General features: G+C 67.2%; 14 protein-coding genes. 3 read left to right on the top strand and 11 right to left on the bottom strand.

What is annotated here, in order from left to right:
• Window positions 1–44: 44 nt before the first annotated feature.
• From J2848_RS19440 to rpmI, 5 genes are all read right to left on the bottom strand, one after another.
• Complete coding sequence (locus tag J2848_RS19440; protein WP_149234552.1) at window positions 45–458, bottom strand: response regulator; 414 nt, start codon at window positions 456–458, stop codon at window positions 45–47.
• A gap of 373 nt (window positions 459–831) precedes the next feature.
• On the bottom strand, window positions 832–3,243 hold the full coding sequence (pheT, locus tag J2848_RS19435; RefSeq protein ID WP_149234553.1) for a phenylalanine--tRNA ligase subunit beta: 2,412 nt from the start codon (window positions 3,241–3,243) through the stop codon (window positions 832–834).
• A gap of 12 nt (window positions 3,244–3,255) precedes the next feature.
• A complete protein-coding gene (pheS, locus tag J2848_RS19430; RefSeq protein ID WP_085087493.1) occupies window positions 3,256–4,323 on the bottom strand; it encodes a phenylalanine--tRNA ligase subunit alpha in 1,068 nt (355 codons plus the stop codon).
• Between the two features lie 135 nt (window positions 4,324–4,458).
• Window positions 4,459–4,830 carry a 50S ribosomal protein L20 gene (gene rplT / locus J2848_RS19425; RefSeq protein ID WP_012975157.1) on the bottom strand — a complete coding sequence of 124 codons (372 nt, stop codon included), beginning with the start codon at window positions 4,828–4,830 and terminating at the stop codon, window positions 4,459–4,461.
• Between the two features lie 35 nt (window positions 4,831–4,865).
• Window positions 4,866–5,066 carry a 50S ribosomal protein L35 gene (gene rpmI / locus J2848_RS19420; protein ID WP_012975158.1) on the bottom strand — a complete coding sequence of 67 codons (201 nt, stop codon included), beginning with the start codon at window positions 5,064–5,066 and terminating at the stop codon, window positions 4,866–4,868.
• Between the two features lie 563 nt (window positions 5,067–5,629).
• Between rpmI and J2848_RS19415 the strand changes: the two genes are divergently transcribed.
• Both J2848_RS19415 and ubiB read left to right on the top strand, forming a co-directional pair.
• Window positions 5,630–6,406: a class I SAM-dependent methyltransferase gene (locus J2848_RS19415; protein WP_170307236.1), complete on the top strand. Its 777-nt coding sequence runs from the start codon at window positions 5,630–5,632 to the stop codon at window positions 6,404–6,406.
• A 6-nt stretch (window positions 6,407–6,412) separates the two neighbouring features.
• A complete protein-coding gene (ubiB, locus tag J2848_RS19410; protein WP_149234554.1) occupies window positions 6,413–7,951 on the top strand; it encodes a 2-polyprenylphenol 6-hydroxylase in 1,539 nt (512 codons plus the stop codon).
• A 4-nt stretch (window positions 7,952–7,955) separates the two neighbouring features.
• Here ubiB and J2848_RS19405 read toward each other — a convergent pair whose 3' ends face one another.
• Complete coding sequence (locus J2848_RS19405; RefSeq protein WP_149234555.1) at window positions 7,956–8,882, bottom strand: 2-hydroxyacid dehydrogenase; 927 nt, start codon at window positions 8,880–8,882, stop codon at window positions 7,956–7,958.
• A 79-nt stretch (window positions 8,883–8,961) separates the two neighbouring features.
• Between J2848_RS19405 and J2848_RS19400 the strand changes: the two genes are divergently transcribed.
• Window positions 8,962–9,621: a pseudouridine synthase gene (locus J2848_RS19400; RefSeq protein WP_149234556.1), complete on the top strand. Its 660-nt coding sequence runs from the start codon at window positions 8,962–8,964 to the stop codon at window positions 9,619–9,621.
• Here the strand turns inward: J2848_RS19400 and J2848_RS19395 are convergent.
• The 5 genes from J2848_RS19395 to J2848_RS19375 form a co-directional block, all read right to left on the bottom strand.
• Complete coding sequence (locus tag J2848_RS19395) at window positions 9,563–11,383, bottom strand: acyl-CoA dehydrogenase family protein (RefSeq protein ID WP_149234557.1); 1,821 nt, start codon at window positions 11,381–11,383, stop codon at window positions 9,563–9,565. The genes J2848_RS19400 and J2848_RS19395 overlap by 59 nt on opposite strands.
• 35 nt (window positions 11,384–11,418) lie before the next feature.
• Window positions 11,419–12,345, bottom strand: a complete 927-nt coding sequence (locus tag J2848_RS19390) for an electron transfer flavoprotein subunit alpha/FixB family protein (protein ID WP_253568696.1) — start codon at window positions 12,343–12,345, stop codon at window positions 11,419–11,421.
• A gap of 53 nt (window positions 12,346–12,398) precedes the next feature.
• On the bottom strand, window positions 12,399–13,148 hold the full coding sequence (locus tag J2848_RS19385; protein WP_253568694.1) for an electron transfer flavoprotein subunit beta/FixA family protein: 750 nt from the start codon (window positions 13,146–13,148) through the stop codon (window positions 12,399–12,401).
• Window positions 13,149–13,290: 142 nt separating this feature from the next.
• Entirely contained in the window at window positions 13,291–14,943 is a 1,653-nt protein-coding gene (locus J2848_RS19380; protein WP_149235385.1) for an acyl-CoA synthetase, read from the bottom strand.
• 157 nt (window positions 14,944–15,100) lie between these two features.
• Window positions 15,101–15,823 (bottom strand): response regulator transcription factor, encoded by a 723-nt coding sequence (locus J2848_RS19375; protein WP_149235386.1) that lies wholly within the window; start codon window positions 15,821–15,823, stop codon window positions 15,101–15,103.
• Window positions 15,824–15,856 lie beyond the last annotated feature (33 nt).

Genomic DNA, 15,856 nt, shown 5'->3' with positions numbered 1-15,856 from the left:
CAAGTTGCCGCAACTCTTCCCTCACCACCCTGCCGGCGACAACCTCACTTGCTGCACAGGGCCTCGACCGCCTCGCGCAGCGGACCGACCTGCACCGGCTTCAGCAGCAGCTGGCACCCCATCAGTTCGGCTTCGTCCCGCCGTTCGGGCGTGCTGTCACCGGTCAGGATGATGGCCGGGACCTGCTGCCCGGTCTCGGTGCGGACACGCTCCACCACCTCCCGCCCGGTGCGGCCGGCCGGCAGGTAATGGTCGGCGATGATCAGGTTCGGCACCCGGTCCAACCCGCCGAGCTGCGCTTCCAGGGCGGCGGCGCTGAGCGCCTTCACCACCTCGTACCCCCAGCCGTCCAACAGAATCTCCAGCCCCTCGACGATCGAACGGTCGTCATCCACCACCAGGATCAGTGGTTTGACGGACTCCGGTTTGGTTGCCTGACCATTCGTTGGATCAACCATCAACTCCCCCTGCTTTGTCGCTTACAGCGTGTTGGGCACTGGACTTGCCAAGGCAATGCAAGCACTGCCTGTGCCGTAATCGTGACATCGAACGCATGGCGGGCTCTTCAGGGATAACAATCCCGAACCCCAATCTTCCCACGGATCAACGTCGTGGCGTCAAACATTGAATTGCAACAAACAGCCTCAGAGTTTTCCCTTAGCGAATGCACTCGGGAATCATCAATCAGCGATTCATCATATGATCGCGAAACCGAGGGGAAAGAAGGACCCTTTCGGGAATCCTTCAGGTCAGACAAAAGAAAAGGGCCTCCACCGAAGCGGAGGCCCTTTCCCTACATGATCTTATTTTTTCAACCCTTGGGGGTTTTTCTCAGGCGCGGAGATTTCCTCCGGTCGCCTTTACCACCGACGCGACGATTTTCTGGCCGACGGCTTCGATCGCCTCATCGGTCAGGGTTGCGGTGGTCGGCTGGTAGGTGACGGACACCGCGACCGACTTGCGCCCTTCGCCCACGCCCGGGCCTTCATAGACGTCGAACACTGCGACATCCTTGACCAGCGCCTTGTCGGCCCCCTTCACGGCGCGGAGGATCTTGTCGGCCTCCACCTTGCGGTCGACGACGAAGGCGAAGTCGCGCTCCACCGGCTGGAAGGCGGAGAGCTGGACCATCGGCTTGGCGGTGCCGCCCTTCTTCTTGGGCAGCGGCACGGCGTCCAGCATCACCTCGAAGCCGACGACCGGCCCCTTGACGCCCAGCGTCTCCAGCACCGACGGGTGGATCTCGCCGAAGCGGGCCATCACGGTGGGGCCGAGTCGCAGCACGCCCGACCGGCCGGGATGGTACCAGCCCGGCGCGTCGGTGGTGACCTGGAGGTTGGCAGCCGGGGCGCCGACCGCCTCCAGCACCGCCAGCGCGTCGGCCTTGGCATCGAACACATCGACGCCGCGCGCCTTCTCCGCCCAATGGCGCGGCACCGCCGCACCGGCGCGGATGCCGGCGGCGACGCTGTCCTGCCCGTCCGGCGCCGGATTGCGGAAGGCCGCCCCGACCTCGAACAGACGCACGTCGGCATAACCGCGGTCGGCGTTGCGGCCGGCCGCCTGGATCAGGTTGGGCAGGATCGACGGGCGCATGACGTCCAGATCGCTGCTGATCGGGTTGACCAGCCGCAGGCCGGGCTCACCGCCGCCGAACAGCTCGGCGACCGCACCGGACAGGAAGGACCAGGTCACCGCCTCCGACAGGCCGCGGGCGGCGAGCGTGCGCTTGGCCAGCGCGACGCGGCGCTGCTTCAGCGTCAGCGCCGGACGGGTCAGCACCGTCTCGCGCGGCAGCGGCGTCGCCGGGATGGCGTCGAAGCCGTGGACGCGCAGCACCTCCTCGACCAGATCGGCCTCGCCATGAACATCGGCGCGCCAGGACGGAACGCCGACGACCAGACGGCCCTCGGCATCCTCACCCTCCAGGGTGAAGCCCAGATCCGTCAGGATCCGCTCCTGACGGTCGCGCGGCAGCTCGACGCCGCCGAGCGCCGCGACGCGGCCCGGACGCAGGGTCAGCGTGCGCTTCCACTTCGGCTCGGCCCCCGCCGTCACGATCTCCGACGCCTCGCCGCCGCACAGATCGAGGATGAGGCGGGTCGCCCGCTCGATCCCCTCGACCACCGCGGCGGGATCGACGCCACGCTCCAGCCGGTAGCGGGCATCCGATTCGATGCCCAGCCGGCGGCCGGTCTGCGCGGTGCGGACGGTGTCGAAGATCGCGGCTTCCAGGAAGACGTTGGTCGTCTCCTCGGTGCAGCCGGATGCCTCGCCACCGATGATGCCGCCCAGCGCCTCGGCCCGCTCATGGTCGGCGATCACCGTCATCGCCGGGTCGAGCTGGTATTCCTTGCCGTTCAGCGCCGGCAGGGTTTCGCCCTCGCGCGCCAGCCGAACCACGATGCCGCCCTTCACCTTGTCGGCGTCGAAGGCGTGCAGCGGGCGGGACACGTCGAAAGTGATGTAGTTGGTGATGTCGACCAGGATGGAGATCGGACGCAGGCCGATGGCGGTCAGCTTGTCCTGCAGCCACTGCGGTGACGGGCCGTTCTTCACGCCGCGGAAATAGCGGCCGACATAGTAGGGGCAGGCGTCCAGCGACTCGATCTCGACCCCGATCGGGCTCTTGAAGGATCCGGGAACCGGGGTGGCGTTCAGCCGCCCTTCGGTCAGCGGCTTCAGCCTGCCCATGCCGGCAGCAGCGAGGTCGCGGGCGATGCCGCGCACCCCGGCGCAGTCGGCGCGGTCGGGCGTCAGGTTGATGTCGATGACCGGATCGTTCAGCCCGGCATAGTCGGCGAAGCCGGCGCCGACGGGGGCGTCGTCCGGCAACTCGATGATGCCCTCATGCTCGTCGGACAGCTTCAGCTCGCGCTTGGAGCACATCATGCCGTTCGACTCGACGCCGCGGATGACGCCCTTCTTCAGCGTGATGTCGGAACCGGGGACATAGGTCCCCTCCGGCGCGAAGACGCCCTTCATGCCGGCGCGGGCATTCGGGGCGCCGCAGACGACCTGCAGGGTGCCGGCGCCGGTATCGACCATCAGCACGCGCAGCTTGTCGGCGTCCGGGTGCTTCTCGGCCGAGACGACATGGGCGACGCGGAAGGGCGCCAGCTCCTTCGACCGGTCCTGGACGCCTTCCACCTCCAGGCCGAGGGCGGTCAGCTTCTCCGTGATCTGGTCGAGCGAGGCGTCGGTCTCCAGATGGTCCTTCAGCCAGGACAGCGTGAACTTCATGGGTCCGGCTCCTTAGCGCGTCAGGCCGTGGGCGATGTTGGGAATGTCGAGCGGGACGAAGCCGTAATGCTTCAGCCAGCGCAGGTCGGCTTCGAAGAAGGTGCGCAGGTCGGGGATGCCGTATTTCAGCATGGCGACGCGCTCCACCCCCATGCCGAAGGCGAAGCCCTGGTACCGGGTGCTGTCGATGCCGCAGGCTTCCAGCACGTTCGGGTGGACCATGCCGCAGCCGAGGATCTCCAGCCAGTCGCCGTAATTGCCCAGCTTCAGCTCGCCGCCCTTGCGCGAGCAGCCGATATCGACCTCCGCCGACGGTTCGGTGAAGGGGAAGAAGCTGGGGCGGAAGCGCAGCGGCAGGTCGTCCACGTCGAAGAAGGCGCGGCAGAACTCGACGAGGCAGCCCTTCAGGTGCCCCATGTTGGTCGCCTCGTCGATGACCAGCCCCTCGATCTGGTGGAACATCGGGGTGTGGGTCATGTCGTAGTCGGAGCGGTAGGTCCGCCCCGGCGCGATGATGCGGATCGGCGGCTTGTTGTTCAGCATGGTGCGGACCTGCACCGGGCTGGTGTGGGTGCGCAGCAGCATCTTCTTATCGCCCGAATCGGGCAGATAGAAGGTGTCGTGCATGTCGCGCGCCGGGTGGCCGGGCGGGAAATTCAGGGCGGTGAAGTTGTGGAAATCATCCTCGATGTCCGGCCCTTCGGCGACCGAGAATCCCATCTCGGCGAAGATGGCGACCATCTCGTCCATCGTCTGGCTGATCGGGTGGATGCGCCCCTCCGTCTCCGGCCGGACCGGCAGGGTCACGTCGACCCGCTCGGCCTCCAGCCGCGCCTTCAGATGAGCGGCGGCGAGGTCAGCCTTGCGCGCGTCGATGGCGGCGGCGATCTCGTCCTTCAGCGCGTTCAGCGCCTGACCGCGCTCCTTGCGCTCGTCGGGGGTGAGGTTCCCCAGCTCCTTCATGAAGCCGGTGATGCGCCCCTTCTTGCCGAGCGCGGAGACCCGCACCTCGTCCAGCGCCGAAAGGTCGGCGGCGGCGTTGACCTGCGACAGAAGTTCGTCTTTCAGCGCGTCGAGCATGGCGGTTCCCGGCAAGCGTGGGGAAGAAAACGGTGCAAAAAGAAAAAGGGAGCCGGCCCAGCGGCCCGGCTCCCTTCTCTTACAACTGACGCCGTGACGGCAAGCGTTCCCTGAATTCAGGAAACGCGAGGCGCGTTACGCGGCGGCCTTGGAGGCGAGCGCGGCCTGGGCCTTGTCCACCAGGGTCTTAAAGGCCTCCGGCTCGCGCGCGGCCAGATCGGACAGGACCTTGCGGTCGATCTCGATGCCGGCCAGCTTGATGCCGTTGATGAAGCGCGAGTAGGTCAGGCCGTACTGACGGACGCCGGCGTTGATGCGCTGGATCCACAGGCCGCGGAAATCGCGCTTCTTGTTGCGGCGGTCGCGGTAGGCGTAACGAAGCGCCTTTTCGACCTTCTCGATCGCAATGCGGAAATTCTTGGAATTGCGACCCCGGTAGCCCTTGGCGAGCTTCAGGATCTTGCGGTGACGGGCGTGCGTCGTGACGCCGCGCTTAACACGAGCCATGGTTCAGTCCTTCCGAATTTGTCAGTGTGCCGAGATCAGGCGTTGCGCAGCCAGTTCTTCAGCACCGTGCGGGCGTTGGAGTCGCACAGGGTCATCATGCCGCGCGCGTTGCGCTTCATGTTCGGGGACTTCTGTTCCAGGCAGTGGCGCTTGTAGGCGGCCTGAGCGCGGACCTTACCCGTGGCGGTCACCTTGAAGCGCTTCTTGGCGCCGCTCTTCGTCTTCAGCTTGGGCATTTTCGTTTCCTAGGTGGAAATGAGGCGGAATTCCAGCGGACGGGTGGGCATGCCCTGAGCCATACGGCCCAGCCTCGCCGCCCGTGGAAGGCTGGGCTTATACGCGCGGGAAGAGCGGGATGCAAGGGGGATGTGTCGCCGAGCGGCCGGGAGGAGGGGGAAGCAAGGATCGGAACACACATAGTTTGCCGGATTCCTTCCTCCGGGTCCGTCAACCATGCTAGGACTTCAGACCTAATCCATGCCATGGAGTGTCGGATGGAACATCGGCGGAAAACTGTTTCACCCTGTTCCATCCAGTCCCGAACCGCAGGCGCACCCCTGAACCGCAGCCTATGGAACAGCCTCCTGAGGAGTGTTTCACCCTGTTCCAGGCTGCATCGAACCGCAGGTGCACTGCCGGGCCGCACTCCATGGAACAGATCGGGAAAACTGTTCCACGCTGTTCCATCCCCCAATAGGACCGGCCCGCACTCCCATCCCCCTACGCCATTCGCCGCAGCGCCTTCCGCACTGCACGCCCCCGCTGGCGCATGGCCCCTGCCCGCGCTATGTTCCCGGCCATGAGCGACCGCATCCCCGACCCGCAAAAGCCCGCGTCCGGTGCCGAAGGCAACTGGTTCGGCTTCACCCCCGTCGATCCGTCCGCCAAGTCCGGGCTGGTCCGCGCCGTCTTCGACAGCGTGGCGACCAACTACGACCTGATGAACGACCTGATGTCGGGCGGCATCCATCGGCTGTGGAAGGACACGCTGATGGATCTGGTGGCGCCCAAGCCGGACATGACCCTGCTCGACGTGGCGGGCGGCACCGGCGACATCGCCTTCCGCTTCCTGAAGCGCGGCGGCGGGGCGGCGGTGGTCTGCGACATCACCGAGGCGATGGTCCGGGTCGGCCGCGACCGCGCCATCGACCGCAACATCCTGTCCGGCGTGCAATGGACGGTCGGTGACGCGGAACGGCTGCCGGTCGCCTCGCGCTCGGTTGACGCCTACACCATCGCCTTCGGCCTGCGCAACGTCACCCGCATCGACGAGGCGATCAGGGAGGCCCACCGCGTCCTGAAGCCGGGCGGCAAGTTCTACTGCCTGGAATTCAGCCACGTCGTGCTGCCGGTGCTGCGCGAGCTGTACGACGTCTATTCCTTCCAGGTGCTGCCCTTCATGGGCCGCGTCGTGGCGAAGGACGAGGCGAGCTACCGCTATCTGGCCGAGAGCATCCGCCGCTTCCCGCCGCAGGCCGATCTGGCAAAACGGATCGAGGCCGCCGGCTTCGGCGCCGTGCGCGTGCGCAACCTGTCAGGCGGGATCGCCGCCATCCATTCCGGCTGGCGGATCTAAGACCCCGTGTTCCGTATCCTGCGCAACCTGGTCCGGATGGCCGTGATCGGCCGGACGGTCGCCCGCCATGACGCCCTGCCCACCAGCCTGCTCGGCACCGCCCCCGGCCTGCTCTGGCTGTGGCGCCGCATCGCCCGCAAGGACGTGCCCGGCCGCGAGGGCGAGCGGCTGGCGCGCGCGCTGGCCGAACTCGGCCCCACCTATATCAAGCTGGGCCAGTTGCTCTCCACCCGATCCGATCTGGTCGGCGAGCGGATGGCGGTCGATCTTGCCGAGTTGCAGGACAAGCTGCCGCCCTTCCCCGCCGATCAGGCCCGCGCCATCATCGAGGCGGAGTTCGGCCAGCCGGTCCAGGCGCTGTTCCAGAGCTTCGACGACAAGCCGGTCGCCGCCGCCTCCATCGCGCAGGTCCATTTCGCCGTCACCGCCGACGGGCAGGAGGTGGCGGTCAAGGTGCTGCGCCCGGGCATCGAACAGGCGTTCGAGCGCGACATCGACCTGTTCTACCGGCTGGCGAGCCTTGCGGAATGGGTGCTGCCCCGGCTCAAGCGGCTGCGGCTGGTCGAGGTGGTCGACACCTTCGCCCGCACCTCGCGGCTGGAGATGGATCTGCGGATGGAGGCCGCCGCCGCGTCGGAGCTGGCGGCGAACTTCAAGGACGATGAAACCTTCAACGTGCCCAAGGTCGATTGGGAGCGCACCGGCGGCCGGGTGCTGACGCTGGAGCGCATCCGCGGCTTCAAGGTGGACGAGCCTGCCCGCATCTCCGCCGCCGGTTTCGACCGCGACGAGATCCTGGCGATGGCCTCGGCCAGCTTCTTCAACCAGGTGTTCCGCGACGGCTTCTTCCATGCCGACCTTCATCCCGGCAACCTGTTCATCAACGAACAGGGCACCATCACCGCCGTCGATTTCGGCATCATGGGCCGGCTGGACCGCGAGACGCGCTATTACCTCGCCGACATGCTGATCGGCTTCCTGACCGGCGATTACCGCCGGGTCGCCATCGTGCATTTCGAGGCCGGCTATGTCCCGCGCCACCAGTCGATCGAGATCTTCACCCAGGCCTGCCGCGCCATCGGCGAGCCCTTGCAGAACAAGCCGCTGGCCGACATCTCGGTCGGCCGGCTGCTGGCCCAGCTGTTCGCCGTCACCGAACAGTTCGAGATGGAGACCCAGCCGCAGCTGCTTCTCCTTCAGAAGAGCATGCTGACGGCGGAGGGCGTCGGCCGGCTGCTGAACCCCAACATCAACATGTGGGAGCTGGCCCGTCCGCTGATCGAGGAATGGATGCGCGAGAATCGCGGGCCGGAGGCGCAGTTCATCAACGATGCCGGCGCCATCCTGTCCACCGTCCGCCGCATCCCCGCCCTGGTCAGCGAGGCGGAGCGGGTGACCCGCGACATGGCGGAAGGTGGGGTGCGCCTGCACCCGCAGACCGTCCGCCAGATGCTGAACGGCTGGGACACCCGCCGCCGCTCGGACCGCGCCGCCCTGTGGGTGATCGCGGCCCTGCTGGCGGTGATCGCCGTCCAGATGCTGTAAGGGTTTAGTAGCCCCGGCTGCGGTCCACCACATTGGGTAGCGGCCGGCCTTCGCGGAGCGCCGTCATCGCTGCCGCCACCTGATCGACGCAGCGCGACGGGTGGGTAACCCCGGCGACATGGGGGGTGATGCGGACCTTCGGATGGCGCCAGAGCGGATGGTCGGCCGGCAGCGGCTCCGTCGCGAAAACGTCCAGGCTGGCGCCGCGCAGATGCCCGCTCTCCAGCGCGTCGAGCAGGTCCGACTCGACCAGATGCCCGCCGCGGGCGGCGTTGACGACCACTGCCCCCTTGGGCAGGGCGGCGAACAGCTTCGCATTCAGGATGCCGCGGGTCTCGTCGGTCAGCGGCAGCAGGCAGACCAGGAGATCGCACTGCGGCAGCATTGCCGCCAGCCCGTCGGGACCGGAGAAGCTCTTCACCCCCTCAATGCTCTTGGGGCTGCGGCTCCAGCCCATCAGGCGGTATCCCAGGGTCCGCAGCGTACCGGCCGACGCCGCCCCCAGCTCGCCCATGCCCAGGAAGCCGACGGTCACCTCGGAGGCCGGGCGATGGTCCAGCTGCTCCCACCGCGCCTCGGCCTGGAGGGTGGCATACTGGTCCATCAACCGATGCCAGTACAGCACCTGGAAAACCACATAGCCGGCCATGTCGACGGTCAGCCCGTCCGCCACCATCCGCACCAGCGGCACGTCCGGCAGCGTCGGGTCCTGAAGGATCGGCTCCACCCCGGCGCCCAATGACACGATCAGCTTTAGGTTGGGAAGGGTCGCCAGCATGCCGGCCGGCGGCTTCCACACCACCGCCACCTCGATGTCGGCGATATCGCCGGTCTCGGGCCAGACGCGCATCTCCAGGTCGGGAAGATGACGGGCGATTTCCCGGCGCCAATCCTCGGCGCTGTCGCTGGCGGAGCAGAACAGAAGCGTCACGGCCGAACCCCTGCTATCTAGATTGCTGTTGGGGTGCGAACGATAGCGCCTTTCCCGAACTCCGCAAGGAAGCAAGCCCGTGCCGCGCCTGATCCTGCTGAACAAGCCCTATGGCGTGCTGCCGCAATTCACCGACGACCAGGGCCGGGCGACCCTGGCGGAACTGGTGCCGGTGAAGGGCGTCTATGCCGCCGGCCGGCTCGATCGCGACAGCGAGGGGCTGCTGGCCCTCAGCGACGACGGCCCGCTGATCGCCCGCATCGCCGCGCCTACCAACAAGATGCCTAAGACCTATTGGGTGCAGGTGGAGGGCGTGCCGACCGACGAGGCGCTGGAGACGCTGCGTCGCGGCGTCACGCTGAAGGACGGCCCCACCCTGCCGGCCGAAGTGTGGCGGATGGAGGAGCCGGCGTTGCTGTGGCCGCGCGATCCGCCGGTGCGCTACCGCGCCGCCATCCCCACCAGCTGGATCGCGCTGACCCTGCGCGAGGGGCGCAACCGGCAGGTCCGACGCATGACGGCGGCGGTCGGCTTCCCCACCCTGCGGCTGATCCGCTGGTCGATCGGCGACTGGACGCTGGACGGGCTGGCGCCGGGGCAGTGGCGGGAGGTCCCCCAACCGCCCGCGACACCCGGCAATGGGCCAAAGGCCCCGGCACCAACCGGCAAGCGCGGCCCGGTCAAGCTCCGCCGAACAGCTGCTCCTCGCTCAGCGCCATCACGCTCGCGGAGCCGTTGACGACGGTCGCCCGCAGCGCCGCCGCCTTGGGCAGCAGATGGGTGGCATAGAAGCGGGCGGTCAGCGGCTTGGCCGACAGGAAGGCGATGTCGGCATCGCCCTCCGCCAGCTTCTCCACCGCCACCTTGGCGGCGCGGGCCAGTTGCCAGCCGCCGGCAATCACGCCCATCAGGTCCAGCAGCGTCACCGACGCGGCGGCCGGCAGGCGCGGGTCCTGCTTCGCCGCGGTCAGCATCCAGGCAATCGCCTGCCTTGCCTCATGCACCGCGGCGGTCAGCTCCGACCCGGTGACGCGCAGCGCCTCGTCAGCGTGGCTTGACAGCTCGCCGCCCAGCGCCGCAATCTCGTCCAGCAGGCCATTGGCCGTCGCCCCGCCGTCGCGCAGGATCTTGCGGTTGATCAGGTCGTTGGCCTGGATGGCGGTCGTGCCCTCGTAGATCGTGGTGATGCGGGCGTCACGCAGATGCTGGGCAGCGCCGGTCTCCTCGATGAAGCCCATGCCGCCATGAACCTGCACGCCGTCCGACGCCAGCTGTTGGCCGGTCTCGGTGCACCAGCCCTTGGCGATGGGGGTCAACAGGTCGACCAGCAGGGCGGCCCGGCCGCGCGCCGCCTCGTCGGCATGGTGGTGTGCCACATCCACCGCGGCGGCGGCAGTGTAGAGGATGCCCCGCATCGCCTCGATCCGCGCCTTCATACCCATCAGCAGACGGCGGACGTCGGGGTGATTGACGATGGCCTTCGACTGGCCCTCGATCCAGCCCAATGGCTTGCCCTGCACGCGGTCGCGCGCATAGGCCAAAGCCTGCTGATAGGCCCGCTCGGCGATCGACAGACCCTGCATCGCCACCGCCAGCCGGGCGTGGTTCATCATGGTGAACATGTATTCCAGGCCGCGGTTCGGCTCGCCCACCAGGAAGCCGGTCGCCCCGCCCTCGTCGCCGAAGGACAGCACGGCGGTCGGGCTGCCGTGGATGCCCAGCTTGTGCTCCAGCGACACGCACTTCACCTGATTGCGGGCGCCCAGGCTGCCGTCGGCATTGACCAGGAATTTCGGCACGACGAACAGGCTGATGCCCTTCACGCCTGGAGGCGCATCGGGCAGGCGGGCCAGCACCAGATGGACGATGTTCTCCGTCAGGTCATGGTCGCCGTAGGTGATGAAGATCTTCTGCCCGGTGACAAGGTAATGGTCGCCGTTCGGCACCGCCCGTGACCGCGTGGCGGCAAGGTCGCTGCCTGCCTGCGGCTCCGTGATGTTCATGGTGCCGGTCCACTCGCCCGAGATCATCCTGGGCAGGTAGATGTCCTTCAGCGCGTCGGAGCCATAGAGCTGCACCGCGTTTACCGCCCCCTGCGTCAGCATCGGGCAGAGCGCGAAGGCCATGTTGGCGGAATGCCACATCTCCTGCACGGCGGTGTTCAGCAGGTTGGGCAACCCCATGCCGCCGCGCGCCGGATCGAAGGGCAGCCCGTTCCAGCCGCCTTCCACCAGTGCCTGCCACGTCGTCCCCCAGCCCTCCGCCGTACGAACGATGCCGTCGGCGTCGAGCCGGGCGCCCTGGATGTCGCCGATGCGGTTCAGCGGTGCCAGGACGTTCCCGGCGATCTTCGCCGCCTCGCCCAGGATGCTGTCCACCATGTCGGGGCTGGCATCCTCGAAGCCCGGCAGAGCCGCCACGTCGGCCATGCCGGCGAGATGGTCGAGAACGAAGCGGATCTCTTTCAACGGCGGGGTGTAGGGGATCGCGGCGGCGGTCATGGGGGACCTCTTCGGAAGACGGAGGGGAACGGGGATCAGACGGCCTGCTGGAGTTCCGGCAGGGCCTTGAACAGGTCGGCGACGAGACCGTAGTCGGCGACCTGGAAGATCGGTGCCTCTTCGTCCTTGTTGATGGCGACGATGATCTTGCTGTCCTTCATGCCGGCGAGGTGCTGGATGGCACCCGAGATGCCGACGGCGACATAGAGGTCCGGGGCGACGATCTTGCCGGTCTGACCGACCTGATAGTCGTTCGGCACGAAGCCGGCATCGACCGCCGCACGGCTGGCGCCAACCGCAGCGCCCAGCTTGTCGGCGATCGCTTCCAGCAGGGGAAAGTTGTCGCCCGACTGCATGCCGCGCCCGCCGGAGATGACGACGCGGGCGGAGGTCAGTTCCGGACGCTCCGATTTCGACAACTCGGCCGAGACGAAGCTCGACAGGGCAGGGTCGGCGACGGCGGCGACACTCTCGACCGGAGCATTGCCGGTGGCGGCGGCCGCTTCGAAGGCGGTGGTGCGGACGGTGATCACCTTCACCGGGTCGGCCGACTGCACGGTGGCGATGGCGTTGCCGGCATAGATCGGCCGCTCGAAGCTGTCGGCGGAGACCACCGCAGTGATGTCGGAGATCATCGCCACGTCGAGCAGCGCCGCGACGCGCGGCAGCACGTTCTTGCCCACCGAGGTGGCGGCGGCCAGGACATGGCTGTAGCCGGGGGCGAGCGAGACCAGGAGGGCCGCAACCGGCTCGGCCAGCGCGTGCTCGTAGGCGGCATCGTCGGCGAGCAGCACCTTGGCGACGCCGGCCAGCTTGGCGGCCTGCTCCGCGGCCGACGCGGCATTGCGGCCGGCGACGAGGAGGTGGACGTCGCCGCCGAGCTTGGCAGCGGCGGTCACCGCATGGGCGGTGGCAGGCTTGAGGCTGGCGTTGTCGTGGTCGGCGAAGATCAGGATGGGCATGACGGATTCCTGTGTCGGGCGGGATGTAGGACTTGGGACACCGAGGCCAGTCCTCAGATTACCCGCGCCTCGTTCTTCAGCTTGTCGACCAGGGTGGCGACGTCCGGCACCTTGATGCCGGCCTGACGCTTTGCCGGCTCGGCCACCTTCAGCGTCTTCAGCCGCGGCGTCACGTCGACGCCCAGGCTGTCCGACGTGATGGTCTCCAGCGGCTTCTTCTTGGCCTTCATGATGTTGGGCAGCGAGGCATAGCGCGGCTCGTTCAGGCGCAGGTCGGCGGTGACCACCGCCGGCAGCTTGAGGTCCACCGTCTCCAGACCGCCGTCGATCTCGCGGGTGACCGCGACCTTGCCGTCGCCGGCAGCGATCTTGGAGGCGAAGGTGCCCTGGCCCCAGCCGAGCAGCGCCGCCAGCATCTGGCCGGTCTGATTGCAGTCGTCGTCGATCGCCTGCTTGCCGAGGATCACCATCCCCGGCGCCTCCTTCTCGACCAGTGCCTTCAGCACCTTGGCGACGGCCAGCGGTTCGGTCGTCACATCGGTCTGGACCAGGATGGCGCGGTCGGCACCCATGGCGAGAGCGGTGCGCAGGGTTTCCTGCGCCTGCGCCGGGCCGATGGAAACGACGACGATCTCGGTCGCCTTGCCGGCTTCCTTCAGGCGCACGGCCTCTTCGACGGCGATCTCGTCGAAGGGGTTCATCGAGAACTTCACATTGGACGTCTCAACGCCGGACTGGTCGGTCTTCACCCGGATCTTGACATTGTAGTCGACGACGCGCTTCACGGCGCAGAGGATCTTCATGGCGCAGGTCTCTTTGGAAATGGGCGGCGTGCAGGCATGGGAGGGCGTTGCCCCACTCTCTCCTCCGTCAGGCGGAGGAGAGAGTGGGCGCTTTAGCCGAAATGCGGGAAAAGATTAGGGAGAGGGCAATGCGCCCCGCCTCTTACAGCCCCTCGGTCTGCTTGCGCAGGACGTATTTCTGGATCTTGCCGGTGGAGGTCTTCGGCAGCGGGCCGAACACCACCGTGCGCGGGGACTTGAAGTGGGCCATGTGCGACCGGCAGAAGGCGATGATGTCGGCCTCGGTCGCGGTGGCTCCGTCCTTCAGCGTGACAAAGGCGCAGGGCGTCTCACCCCACTTCTCATCATGTCGGGCGACAACTGCGGCCTCCAGTACCTCGGGGTGCTTATAGAGGACATCCTCCACCTCAATGGACGAGATGTTCTCGCCGCCGGAGATGATGATGTCCTTCGAGCGGTCCTTGATCTCGACATAGCCGTCTTCATGCCAGACGGCGAGGTCGCCGGTGTGGAACCAGCCGCCGGCGAAGGCCTCTTCGGTCGCCTTGGGGTTCTTCAGATAGCCCTTCATGACGTTGTTGCCGCGCATCATGATCTCGCCCATCGTGCGGCCGTCCTTCGGCACCGGCTCCAGCGTGAAGGGATCGGCGACGATCACCGCCTCCAGCATCGGGCCGCGCACGCCCTGGCGGGCCTTGATCGCCGCCTTTTCGTCCAGCGACAGCCCGTCCCAGCGGTCGTGCCAGACGCAGACCACGGTCGGGCCATAGCATTCGGTCAGCCCGTAGACATGCGTGACTTCCCAGCCCATGCGTTCCATGCCGGCGATGACGGCGGCGGGTGGGGCGGCACCGGCGACCATCACCTTGACCTTCTGCCCGATGCCCTGCTTCAGCTCGGCCGGCGCATTGTTCAGCATGTTCAGCACGATGGGCGCGCCGCAGAAGTTGGTCACCCGCTCCTCGCGGATCAGCGTCAGCACGGCGTCCGGGCGGACCTGACGCAGGCAGACGGCGGTGCCGGCGGCGACTGCGATGGTCCAGGGGAAGCACCAGCCGTTGCAGTGGAACATCGGCAACGTCCACAGATACACGGGCGCATCGCCCATGTTCCAGGACAGCGCGTTCGACACCGCGTTCAGGTAGGCGCCGCGATGATGGTAGACGACGCCCTTCGGGTTGCCGGTGGTGCCCGAGGTATAGTTCAGCGCGATGGCCTGCCATTCGTCGGCCGGCAGGGTCCAAGGATGCTCGGCGCCGACATCGCTGATGAAGGACTCGTAATCGCGGTCGCCGATCAGCTCCCCGCCGGTGTAGGTCGGGTCGTCGATGTCCACCACCGGGATCGGCGCGTCGAGCAGGGCCAGCGCCTTCTTGGCGACGCCGGAGAACTCGCGGTCGACGATCAGAATCTTCGCCTCGCCATGCTTCAGGATGAAGGCGATGGCCTCGGCATCCAGACGGGTGTTGACCGCGTTCAGCACGGCACCGGCCAGCGGCACGCCGAAATGGGCCTCGAACAGTTCCGGCGTGTTGGCGGCCAGCATGGCGACGGTATCGCCAGTGCCGATGCCCAGATTGACCAGTGCCGCGGCCAGACGGCGCACGCGAACGAAGGTCTCGGCCCAAGTCCGGCGGACCGGACCATGGACGACGGCCAGCCGGTCGGGCCACACCGCGGCGGCGCGCTCCAGGAAGGTCAGCGGCGTCAGGGCGACGAAATTGGCGGCGTTACGGTCGAGGTCGAGGTCGTATGGATTGGCGCTGGGATTGGCTGCGGCGGCAATTGCACTCATCGGACCGTTCTCCCCAGGGGTTCTTTGTTGCGTGCCGACATTGGGCGCGGCGGTGTTGGAAAGAGCCTGTACCAGATCAGCTTTGCGCAACTTTCTCAGGATTATGACCAATTGTTATTGAGGTTGTTGCGGCACAAACGCAGCGGAGGTGCCTCTTTCAGCACAGCCAGCTCACATCGCCGGCAAACAGATAGCCGGCGCCATAGACCGTCTTGATCAGCCGCGGCGTGCGCGGATCCTCCTCGATCTTCTTGCGGATGCGCGAGATGCGGACGTCGATGCTGCGGTCATAGGGAAAATCGTCGCGATCCTGATCCGGTCCTTGCAGATGCTCGCGCGACAGCACGCGCTTGGGTGCCTTCAACAGCATCAGGAGAAGCGAGGCCTCCGCCGCGGTCAGGCTTTCCTGCCGGCCGTCGTCGGCGGTCAGCGTCAGGTTGCCAAGATCGAACACCCAGGGGCCGAAGCGCGCCCGAGCGGTTTCCGCAGCGGCGGTGGCGCCGGCCAGCTGTTCACGGCGGCGGATAGCGCTGTTGACGCGGGCGACCAGTTCCCGCGGCTCGAACGGCTTCACGATGTAATCGTCGGCGCCAAGTTCGAGCCCCAGGACACGGTCGGAGGTGCCACCGCGCCCCGACAGGATTATGACGCCGAAGCGGACATCCTCCCACAGCTCGCGCACCAGGGTCAGTCCGTCCATGTCCGGTAGGCCGAGATCGACGAGGCACAGGTCGGGCGCCTGGCGCTGGATCGCCGTCCGCGCCTCCCGCCCGCTGGCCCAGCCGGTCACCTCATAACCGTAACCTTCCAGCACCTCCGTCACCAGCCGGCGGATGTCGGCCTCGTCCTCGATCACATAGATGCGCTTCTTCTGTCCCACGCGCGTTTCCCCTCGGCACTCGTCACCCTGCTT

Origin of the sequence: Azospirillum lipoferum, from assembly GCF_024170005.1 — a bacterium.
In the GTDB taxonomy this organism is placed as follows: Bacteria; Pseudomonadota; Alphaproteobacteria; order Azospirillales; family Azospirillaceae; genus Azospirillum; species Azospirillum lipoferum.
This window is presented reverse-complemented; position numbering and strand designations above follow the sequence as displayed.